Annotated in this window: 9 protein-coding genes; all 9 read right to left on the reverse strand. The window is 69.8% G+C overall.

Features of this window, described 5'->3' with window-relative positions; translation table 11 throughout:
• On the reverse strand, nucleotides 1–653 hold a 653-nt coding region (locus J0695_RS24290; protein ID WP_206964948.1), incomplete at its 3' end, for a carbohydrate ABC transporter permease.
• Nucleotides 650–1,648 (reverse strand): carbohydrate ABC transporter permease, encoded by a 999-nt coding sequence (locus tag J0695_RS24295; RefSeq protein ID WP_206964950.1) that lies wholly within the window; start codon nucleotides 1,646–1,648, stop codon nucleotides 650–652. The genes J0695_RS24295 and J0695_RS24290, both read right to left, overlap by 4 nt.
• 6 nt (nucleotides 1,649–1,654) lie before the next feature.
• Nucleotides 1,655–2,941 (reverse strand): extracellular solute-binding protein, encoded by a 1,287-nt coding sequence (locus J0695_RS24300; protein ID WP_206964968.1) that lies wholly within the window; start codon nucleotides 2,939–2,941, stop codon nucleotides 1,655–1,657.
• A 115-nt stretch (nucleotides 2,942–3,056) separates the two neighbouring features.
• Nucleotides 3,057–4,082 carry a LacI family DNA-binding transcriptional regulator gene (locus tag J0695_RS24305; RefSeq protein ID WP_206964952.1) on the reverse strand — a complete coding sequence of 342 codons (1,026 nt, stop codon included), beginning with the start codon at nucleotides 4,080–4,082 and terminating at the stop codon, nucleotides 3,057–3,059.
• A gap of 200 nt (nucleotides 4,083–4,282) precedes the next feature.
• Nucleotides 4,283–4,975 carry an ABC transporter ATP-binding protein gene (locus tag J0695_RS24310; RefSeq protein WP_206964954.1) on the reverse strand — a complete coding sequence of 231 codons (693 nt, stop codon included), beginning with the start codon at nucleotides 4,973–4,975 and terminating at the stop codon, nucleotides 4,283–4,285.
• A 27-nt stretch (nucleotides 4,976–5,002) separates the two neighbouring features.
• On the reverse strand, nucleotides 5,003–6,460 hold the full coding sequence (locus J0695_RS24315; protein ID WP_206964957.1) for an ABC transporter permease: 1,458 nt from the start codon (nucleotides 6,458–6,460) through the stop codon (nucleotides 5,003–5,005).
• A gap of 144 nt (nucleotides 6,461–6,604) precedes the next feature.
• The gene (gene nirD, locus J0695_RS24320; protein WP_206964958.1) at nucleotides 6,605–6,934 is read right to left on the reverse strand and encodes a nitrite reductase small subunit NirD; all 330 of its coding nucleotides are present in this window, start codon (nucleotides 6,932–6,934) and stop codon (nucleotides 6,605–6,607) included.
• Nucleotides 6,931–9,453, reverse strand: coding sequence for a nitrite reductase large subunit NirB (gene nirB / locus J0695_RS24325; RefSeq protein ID WP_277990017.1), 2,523 nt, complete (start codon nucleotides 9,451–9,453; stop codon nucleotides 6,931–6,933). Before nirB ends, nirD begins: the two co-directional genes overlap by 4 nt.
• 1 nt (nucleotide 9,454) lies before the next feature.
• Nucleotides 9,455–10,523 (reverse strand): NAD(P)/FAD-dependent oxidoreductase (locus J0695_RS24330; protein WP_206964960.1); only part of this gene is annotated, 1,069 nt, incomplete at its 5' end.

Consider the following 10,523-nt stretch of genomic DNA (forward strand, 5'->3'; position numbering starts at 1 on the left):
AGGAAGAAGTTGTTCCAGCTGCCGACGATCGCGAGGACGGAGACCGTGCCCAGGGCGGGGCGCGCCATCGGCAGCAGGATCCGCCAGAAGAAGCCGAAGGCGCTGCAGCCGTCCAGGGTCGCGGCCTCCTCGATCTCGCCGGGGATCTCCCGGAAGAAGCCGCGCAGGATGATGATGGTGATCGGCAGGCCGAACGCGGCCTGGGGCAGGATCACGCCCAGCGGGTTGTCGAGGAGATCGAAGGTCCGCAGCAGGATGAAAAGCGGGATGATCGCCACCGTGAAGGGCAGCATCAGTCCCATCGTGAAGACGGCGAAGAGCAACTCCCGTCCCCGGAAGGCAAATCGGGCCAGCGCAAAGGCGGCGAGCGCGGCGAAGGCGACCGTGAGGACGGTGGTGCCGACCGCGATGAGAGTGGAGGAGCCGATGGCCCGCCAGAAGTCCGAGGAGCCCAGGATGTCCGTGTAGTTGGACACGACCCAGGGCGAGGGGAGCCCGAAGGGGTTGGACGAGAGCTGGCTGGTGGATTTGAAGCCGGAGATCAGTCCGTAGAGCAGCGGGGTCACCATGACCACGCCGATCAGCCAGAGTGTGATGTGGACGGGCAGGGTGCGCAGCCGTTTGCGCAGGGCCGGGGACGTCTGACTGCTCATCGCGCCGCACCTCGCATCGTCGTCAGGGCGCCCTCGGTGTCGCGGCGCATCACGAAGCGCTGGTAGAGGAGGGCGAAGGCCAGGCTGATCAGGAAGATCGCCACGCTGATCGCCATGCCGTAGCCGACCTGGTAGCGCTTGAAGCCGTACTGGAACATGGAAATGGCGAGTGTCTCGGAGGCGTGGTCGGGGCCGCCCGCGGTGATGATCCAGACCAGGTCGAAGAGCTGGATGGCGCCGATGACGGCCAGGAAGACGCTGATCCGGACGGTCGGGCCGAGCAGCGGCAGGGTGATGTGGCGGAAGCGCTGCCAGGCGCCCGCGCCGTCGATGCGGGCCGCTTCGTGGAGTTCGGGCGGGATGCCCTGGAGTCCGGCGAGGTAGAGCATCATGTGGAAACCGAAGTACTTCCAGGTCATCACCAGGAAGAGGGTCGGCAGGACGGTGTGCGGGTCCGCGAACCACAGGCCGCCGACGCCGTCCAGGCCGATCTTCCCGAGCAGCCGGTCGGCGAGGCCTTCGTCGGGGGCGAAGATCATCGAGAAGAGGACGCCGGTGATGACCTCGGACAGGACGTACGGGGCGAAGAACAGCATCCGGTAGACGGCCCGGCCGCGCAGCTTCTGGTTGAGCATGACCGCCATCGCCAGGGCGAACGGCAGCTGGACGACAATGGAGAACGCGATCAGCAGGAAGCCGCGCCACAGGTCGCCGAGGAAGACCGGGTCCTTGATGAGCTTGGTGAAGTTGCCGAGCCCGGTGAAGTCGGACGGCATGTTGAAGCCGCCCCAGTTGAACAGGGATGCGTAGAGCGCGAAGAGGATCGGCAGCAGCACCAGGGCGCCGAAGAGCACCAGTGCGGGGACGGTGAACGCGAATGCCGTCAGCCAGTCGCGGATCCGGCGGCCCGCCGGGCGCCCCGGCCCGCCGCCGGTGGGGGCGTGGGGTGCGGCGTCCGCCGGTTCCTCGCGTATGTGCACGGGGGTCGAAGTCATCGCCGCCTACTGGCTCTTCGCGACCTGGGTGATGGACTTCGCCACGGCTTCGGGGGACTTGGTGCCTCCCATGAGGGCGGCGACGCTGTCGTTGATCTCCTGGCCGACGGCGGGTGCGTACGCCTGGTCGAGGTAGAGCTGAAAGCCGGTGGACTCGTTGATCGCGGTCGACACGGCCTTGAGGTTGGGGTCGACGAGGGCGGTCCCGGCGGCCTTGACCACCGGGATCAGCCCGGTTTCCTTGACCAGCTTCTTGTCGAACTCGGTGTCGGCGAAGAACTTCAGGAAGTCCACCGCGGCCTGCGGGGCGCCCTTGCGCACGGCGTGACCGCCGCCTCCGCCGAACACCTCGGTGAGCTTGCCGGCCCCGCCGTCGACGGTGGGGAAGGAGAAGAACCCGAGGTTCTTGCCGAGCCCCTTGCCCGAGCTGGCCTCCACGCTCGGCGCCCACTGGCCCATCAGCTCCATGGCTGCCTTGCCGTTGCCGACGCTGGCGGCCTGGCCGCCCGGGGTGGAGTATCCGGCGCCGAGGAAGCCCGTCTGGAAGGGCTGCAGGCCGACCAGATCCTTGAGGTGCTCACCGGCCTGTACGAAGCCGGGTCCGGTGAAGTCCTTGGAGTCGGCGGCCTTCCGCATGGCGTCGAGGCCGGCGGTGCGCATCGCCAGGTACGCCCAGTAGTACATGCCGGGCCACTTCTCCTTGCCCGCGAGCCCGATGGGTGTGATGCCCGCGGCTTTGAGCTTCTTCACGGCGTCGAGGTAGCCGGCCCAGGTGGTCGGCGGGGTGGTGATGCCCGCCCTGGTGAAGAGCGCCTTGTTGTACCAGAAGCCGACCGCGCCGATGTCGAACGGGACGGCGTAGGTCTTTGACTCGAACTGGTACGCCGACACCGACGCGGGCACGAACCCGCCCGACCAGGGGGCGATCTTCGAGGTGAGGTCCTCCACGAGGCCCGCGTCGATCTGCTGCTCGAGTACCCCGCCGCCCCAGGTGTGGTAGATGTCCGGCAGCTTTCCCGATGCGGTGAGCGCGGTCATCTTGGACTTGTACGCCTCGTTCTCCAGCGTCACGATCTTGACCTTCACGCCGGGGTTCTTCGCCTCGAACTCCCTGGCGCGGGCCGCCCATATCTTCTTGGCGGGCTGGGTGGTGGTGATGTTCCACCACTCGATGGTCGTGCTGCCCGAGCCCTTCCCGTCGTCCGACGAGCCGCAGGCGCTCAGGGCAGCGGCCCCGAGGCCCGCTGCTGAAGCAGCCAGGAAGCGTCGGCGGGTCAGAGAGGTGTCGCCCAGTGGTCGCATCGCGTACCTTCCGGAAGGAGTCCGATAATTATCGGACCGATGTACGCGGAAGTTACGGACGCGGTGGTCCGGTGTCAACGGATCGCGCAGAACCGGTGGTCGGGGTTCAGCCGGAGGCGGCCGGGTTCCTGCCCGGGTACGGGGCAGTGCTCGCCCGCAGTACCAGCTCCGTCGCCAACTCCACGCGAGGGGAGTCCAGTTCCTCGCCACGGGCCAGTCGCAGCACCGTACGGGCGGCGACCTTGCCCATCTCGGTGAGGGGCTGCCGTACGGTCGTCAGAGGCGGCGCCGACCAGCGCACCTCGGGCAGGTCGTCAAAGCCCACCACGCTCAGGTCCTCGGGAACCCGCAGACCGCGGCGGCGCAGCGCCTCGATGGCGCCGAGCGCCATCTGGTCGCTGGAGGCGAAGAGCGCGCTCGGCGGTGCGGCGAGGTCCAACAGCTGTTCCGCGCCCGCGAATCCGGACGCGTGGTAGAAGTCGCCCGCCACGATGAGCGCGTCGTCCACCGCGACTCCGGCGCCCTCCAGCGCCGCCCGGTACCCGTCGAGCCGGGCGCGCGAGCACAGCAGCCGGGGCGGTCCCGCGATGAAGCCGATCCTGCGGTGGCCCAGCGAGAGCAGATGCTCGGTCGCGGCCATCCCGCCCGCCCAGTTGGTGGCGCCGATGGTGGGGGCGTCCAGCGTGGGCGACCCTGCGGGGTCGACCACCACGAGCGGGACGCCGAGCCGGTGCAACTCCTCGTGCAGGCCGGGCTCCAGTACGGATGTCACCAGGATGACCCCGTCCGACGCGCGCGCCCTCAGGTTCTTCATCCACTGCCTGGCGGACCCCGCCCGGTCGTGGATCGCGGAGACCACCGTCCCCATGCCCGCCGCGTGCGCCACTTCCTCGACGCCCCTGATGATCTCGACCGCCCAGGGGCTGTCCAGGTCGTTGAAGACCAGGTCCACGAGGGCCGCCCGGTCGCCGGACGTCTGCGGACGCCTGCGGTAGCCGTGCTCCCGCAGCAGGTCCTCGACCCTCGCCCTGGTCCCCGGCGCCACGTCCGAGCGGCCGTTGACCACCCGGGACACGGTCGGCACCGATACGCCGGCCGCCCGGGCGATCTCGGTGATCGTCACCTTGCCCATATCCCCCACCTTCCCCCACCGCTGGGACGCATTCTCGAAACCTTGCGGAACTTTTCCGGAAGGGGCAATCATGCGGCCTGAGACATTACAGAGCTTACGCAGAGCGGCGAGCGGCGTATCCGGCGCGGTACGCCGCAGAGCCGGTCCGCGCTGGGGGCGCGAACCGGCTCTCCGGGGGCGGTGCGGGGGAGGGGCGACGATCAGAGACGCACGGACTGAGCCTGTTCGGTGACCGTGACCCGGCCCGCCCTGATGGTGGCCAGGCGGGGCGCCTTGGCGGCGAGGGCGGAGTCGTGGGTGACCATGATGAAGGTCAGTCCGTACTCCTGGCACATGGTGTCGAGCAGCGCCATGATGTCGTCGCGGGTGCCCTCGTCGAGGTTGCCGGTCGGCTCGTCGGCGAGAAGCACCTTCGGCTTCTTCACCAGCGCGCGGGCGATGGCCACCCGCTGCTGCTGACCTCCGGAGAGCTCGGTCGGCACATGGTGCATCCGCTCGCCGAGACCCACCGAACGCAGCGCCTCCGCCGCACGCTCACGGCGCTCGGCGGGCTTGACGCCCATCGGGACCAGAGCGGTCTCGACGTTCTCCTGGGCGGTGAGCGTCGGGATGAGGTTGAAGCTCTGGAAGATGATGCCGATGTTCTCGGAGCGGACCTTGGTGAGCTTGGCCTCGCTGAGCTGGGCCAGGTCCGTGCCGTCCAGTTCCACACTGCCCGAGGTCGGACGGTCCAGGCCGCCGATCATCTGCAGCAGGGTGGACTTGCCGCCGCCGGTCGGGCCCTGGATGACGAGCTGGTCGCCGTCCTCGATGACCAGATCGATGGAGCGCAGTGCGTGGACGGTCTCCTTGCCCCGCGAGTACTGCTTGCTGACGCCGGTGAGTTTGTACATGGGTGTTGCTCCTGGTGGGGTGGGGGGTTACGCGACGCTGCGGAGCGCGTCCGCCGGGCGCATCCGGGACGCGCGCCAGCCGCCGAAGCCGCCGGCGATCAGGCCGCCCGCGATCGCGAGACCCGCCGCGAGGGCGATGGTGGTCAGGGAGACCGGGGCGGACAGGGCGACCTCGATCGCCTTGGACGCCGCCTGGCGGCCGGGGCCGCCGCCCATGCCGCCGCCACCGGGGCCGCCCGCACTGGAGGTGGTGGAGCCGAGCTCGGCCGTCATCGTCGGGCTGATCGCCGTCACGACGTACGCCGCCCCGAGACCCAGCGCGATGCCGAGTGCGCCGCCGATCAGGCCGTTGACGAAGGACTCGCCGATCACCTGACGCGTGACCTTGCCGCTCTTCCAGCCGAGCGCCTTGAGCGTGCCGAACTCCCGCACCCGGCGGCTGACCGCCGACGAGGTGAGCAGAGCCGCCACCAGGAACGCGGCGAGCAGCACCGCGACGGACAGCCACTTGCCGACGCTCGTGGCGAGCTTGGTCGCCGTCGAGAGCGAGCCGGAGACCGTCTTCGCCAGGTCGGCGGAGGTGGTGACCGTCGTGCCCGAGATGTTCTTCTGGATCGTCGACTTGACCGCCGAGATCTGCTGCGAATCGGTCGCCTTCACGTAGATCGTGGAGACCTTGTTCGCGGAGGAGGCCAGGGTCTGCGCCTGCTTCAGCGGGATGTAGATGTTGGCGGCCGAATCACCGCTGGTCGCCGTCGAGATACCGATGACCGTGTACTTCACGGACTTGATGGTGACCGTCTTGCCGACGGAGAGGGACTTCGTCTTGGCGTACGCGGAGTCGACCACCGCCACCTTGGCGTTGGACTGCGCGCTGGTGAAGGTGGCGCCCGTGGTGACCTTCGACGAGGAGAGCGGGCCGAGGGTGAGGTTGGCCGTGTCCACGCCGTACACCGTGTAGCTGTTGACGTCGAAGGAGGCGCCGCCGCCCTGGACGCCCGGCTGGCCGCCTCCCTGTCCGCCGCCCTGGCCGCCCTCGCCGGTACCGCCCGACGTGGTGGACTTCGCCTTGCCCTGGGTGAAGGTGCCGTCGACCTTCATCACGTTGAGGCTGAGCGCGCCCACCGCGTTCGAGACACCGGTCTGCTTCGCGACGTCGGCGACCTTGGTGGAGGCCAGCGTCTGCCCGCCCGCGGTCATGACCCGGTCGGAGCTCTGCGAGGTGCTGCTGTCGTCGGACTTCGCGTCGAAGTTGAACTTCGGCCGGGCGCTGCTGCTCGACTGGGCCTCCGCCGCCTTGGTGACGGTCATGTCGGTGCCGATGCCGTACAGCGACTTCAGCACCTGTGTCTGTGCCTGCTTCATGCCGGAGGACACCGAGGTGACGGTGATGACCAGCGCGATGCCCAGTGCCAGGCCCATGGAGATCACCAGAGCGGCCTTCTTGCGCCTGCTCAGCTCACGCCTGAGATAGATCAGAAACATCCGATTCCTCGCCGTTGTAGCCCCATGGGGACGGGGTGGTGAGGCTCAAGCTAGGGACGGACGCTGCGTGGTGCCTGAGTGAAGGTTGTGAGCCGCATATGAATGCGGACACGTCACCCGGACCGGGCGGACCGGGCAGAGCGCTCAGACCGGGACGACCCGGCACGGGAAGACCGGGACCGAGACCTCCTCGTCGTCGAGGCAGGCGCCGGTCTCCAGATCGAAGCGCTGCTTGAGGAGCGGCGACGCGACGAAGGTCCGGCCCTCGTGGGTGCCGATCAGCCCCCGGGAGAGTACGTGCGCCCCGGTGAAGGGGTCGCGGTTTCCGATGGCGTACGGGCGGCGTGCCCGGTCCAGGAAGAGCGCGGCCTGCCGGCCGTCGGGGAGCAGGGCGGCGGCGCCGCGGCCGGGCGTCAGGACGGACTGGTCGCAGACGGTGAACCAGCCGCTTTCCAGCAGGAGTTGGAGTGTCACAGGGTGCGGGTCCCTTCGAGGGTGAGGATCATCAGGTCCGGCTTGATCTGGTCGCGCTCCGCGACGAAGGCGACCGAGGGGTCGGGGGTGTCGGGGGCGTTGACGAAGGAGACGAACCGGCTCAGGCGCTCCGGGTCGTTGATGGTGTCCGACCACTCGTCGCGGTAGCCGGTGACGTGTGCCCGCATCATCGCCTCCAGCTCGTCGCAGAGGCCGAGCGAGTCGTGCACGATCACGTCGCGGAGGTGGGCGAGGCCGCCCTCGATCCGCTCCAGCCAGGTCGCCGTGCGCTCCAGGCGGTCCGCCGTGCGGATGTAGAACATCAGGAAGCGGTCGATCAGCCGGATCAGCTCGGCGTCAGAGAGGTCCTGGGCGAGGAGGTCCGCGTGGCGCGGGGTCGCGCCGCCGTTGCCGCCGACGTAGAGGTTCCAGCCGTTGGCCGTGGCGATGATCCCGAAGTCCTTGGACTGGGCCTCCGCGCATTCGCGGCCGCAGCCCGAGACCGCGGACTTCAGCTTGTGGGGCGCCCGCAGGCCCCGATAGCGCATCTCCAGGTCGATGGCCATACGGACCGAGTCCTGGACCCCGTAACGGCACCAGGTCTGTCCGACGCAGGATTTCACGGTCCGCAGGGACTTCCCGTACGCATGCCCGGATTCGAAGCCCGCGTCCACCAACCGCGTCCAGATCAGCGGGAGTTGCTCGACGCGCGCGCCGAAGAGGTCGATGCGCTGGCCGCCGGTGATCTTCGTGTAGAGGCCGAAGTCGCGTGCCACCTCGCCGATCACGATCAGCTTCTCCGGGGTGATCTCGCCGCCCGGGATGCGCGGCACGATCGAGTACGAGCCGTTGCGCTGCATGTTCGCCAGGAAGTGGTCATTGGTGTCCTGGAGGGCTCCCTGCTCGCCGTCGAGGATGTGGCCGCTCGTTCCCAGGGTCGGGGCGAGGCTCGCGAGGATCGAGCCGACGGTCGGCTTGCAGATCTCGCAGCCGTCACCGCCGCGCGCCTCCTCCCGGCCGTGGCCGTCGAGTGTGGCGGCGAACGAGGTGAGGCCCAGGGTGCGCACGATCTCGTACAACTCGCTGCGTGTGTACGAGAAGCAGCCGCAGAGCCCCTTGTCGCCGGTGGCGGGCAGCAGCTGGCCGATGAGCTTGACGCAACTGCCGCAGCCCGTACCGGCCTTGGTGCACCTCTTCACCTCGGGGAGGGTGGTGCACTGCTGGACGGCGTGCTTGGTGACGTTGTGGCAGGAGCAGATGACCGCGTCGTCGGGGAGGGCTTCGGGGCCGAGCGCGACGGCGCCGCCGCTCGGCGCGATGAGCTGCTCGGGGGCGACCGGCGGGACCGATCCGGTGAGCGGGCGCAGCAGCGCGTACGAGTCCGCGTCACCGACCAGGACCCCGCCGAGCAGGGTGCCTTCGGGCGAGACGACCAGCTTCTTGTAGATGCCGGACCGTGAGTCGGAGTAGACGACGTCCAGGCAGTCGGCGGCCGTGCCGTGCGCGTCGCCGAAGGAGGCGACGTCGACGCCGAGGAGCTTGAGCTTGGTGGAGAGGTCGGCGCCGCTGAAGGCGCTCTCCTTCTCGGCGATGGTGTCGGCGGCCGTCAGGGCCATTTCGTAGCCGGGGGCCACCAGTCCGTAGACCCGGCCGTCCGCCGCGAGGGCGCACTCGCCGATCGCGAAGACGGCGGGGTCGGAGGTACGGCACTGCTCGTCGACCGTGATCCCGCCGCGCTCCCCGACCGCCAGGCCGCAGTCGCGGGCGAGTTGGTCGCGCGGGCGTACCCCCGCCGAGAAGACGACGAGGTCGGCGGCGACCGTGGAGCCGTCCGAGAGTTCCATGCCGGTCACCACGCCGGCGTCGTCGGTGGTGACGGCCTGGGTGCCGACACCGGTGTGGACGCTCAGGCCCATGTTCCTGATCGTACGGAGAAGGGCAGCGCCGCCGCCCTCGTCGATCTGGACGGGCATCAGCCGGGGTGCGAACTCCACGATGTGCGTGTCGAGTCCGAGCCCCTTCAGCGCACCCGCCGCCTCCAGGCCGAGCAGTCCGCCGCCGACCACCGCGCCGGTGCGCGCGGTCAGTGCGTACTCCTCGATGGCGAGGAGGTCCTCGATGGTGCGGTAGACGAAGCAGCCCGTCGCGTCCTTGCCGGGGACCGGCGGCACGAAGGGGTACGAGCCGGTCGCGAGGACGAGCGTGTCGTACGCGAAGACCTGGCCGGAGCGTGCGGTGACGGTGCGGGCCGCGCGGTCGACGGCGGTGGCCGGGTCGCCCAGGTGCATCTCGATGTTGTTGCGCTCCATGAAGTCACCCTCGACGAGGGAGAGTTCGGCGGGAGTGCTGCCCGAGAAGTACGAGGTGAGCTTGACCCGGTCGTAGGCGGGACGCGGCTCCTCGCAGAGCACCACCACCCGGCAGGTGCCGGTCAGCCCGCGCTCGGCGAGCGCCTCCAGGAAGCGCTGGCCGACCATTCCGTGGCCGACGACCACGATCGTAGGTGTGGGCATCGGCATGTCAGGAGCCTCCAAGCAGGTGGAACAGCGGGGTGGAGGGGAGCGGCTCGTCGCCCTCCCAGGTGCGGGCGAGCTCACCGACGGACGTGAGGTCGCCGAGGAGTACGCCGCCGACGAGCCGGTCGCCGCGGACGACGACCTTGCGGTACGCGCCGCGGGTGGCGTCGGCGAGGGCGATCACGTCGTCGCCGGGCAGCGGAGTGGTCTCGCCGAACGCGGCGAGGTCCAGGGGTCCTGGCCCGTTGAGCGTGAGGCGGGTGAGGGAGCGGGTGCCCGTGTAGGCGGCAGGCCTTCCCGAGAGCAACTCGGCCAGTGCGTCGGCCTGTTCGAGGGCGGGACCCGCGAGGCCGTACACCTGCCCGTTGTGCTCGGCGCAGTCGCCGATGGCGTGGATACGGGGGTCGGAGGTGCGCAGTTCGTCGTCGACGACGATGCCGCGCCGCACATCGAGCCCGGCGGCGAGGGCGAGCCCGGTGCGGGGGCGGGCGCCGCACGCCAGGACGGTGAGGTCGGAGGCGAGGATGTACCCGTCGGCGAGCTCGACGTCCGTGCCGCGCAGCCCGCGCACCCGGCACTCCGTGTGCACCTCGACGCCCAGGTCGGTCAGGTGCGTACGGAGCAACGCGGAGGCCTCGGCGTCGAGTTGGCGCTCCATGAGGCGCTCGCCCTGCTGGGCGAGTACCACCTGTGCGCCGCGCAGGGCGAGTGCGCGGGCGGCCGACACACCGAGGAGGCCGCCGCCGATGACGACCGCGCGGGTGCCGGGGCGTACGGCCGCGGAGAGCGCGAGGCAGTCGTCGAGAGTACGGAAAGGGTGGACGCCGTCGGGGAGTTCATGGCCGAGCCCGCGCAGCGGAGGCAGGAACGAGTTCGACCCGGTGGCGAGGACGAGGGTGCCGTACGGGACGGTGCTGCCGTCGTCGCACTGGACGATCCGGTCGGCGCGGTCGATACGCACGGCACGCACTCCGCGCCGTACCGCGGTCCCGGGCTGCGCGATGACGTCCGCCCCGTACCGCCCGGCAAGGACCTCGGCCAGCAGCACCCGGTTGTACGGGGCGGACGTCATC

The organism is Streptomyces beijiangensis, from assembly GCF_017315755.1.
GTDB lineage: Bacteria > Actinomycetota > Actinomycetes > Streptomycetales > Streptomycetaceae > Streptomyces > Streptomyces beijiangensis.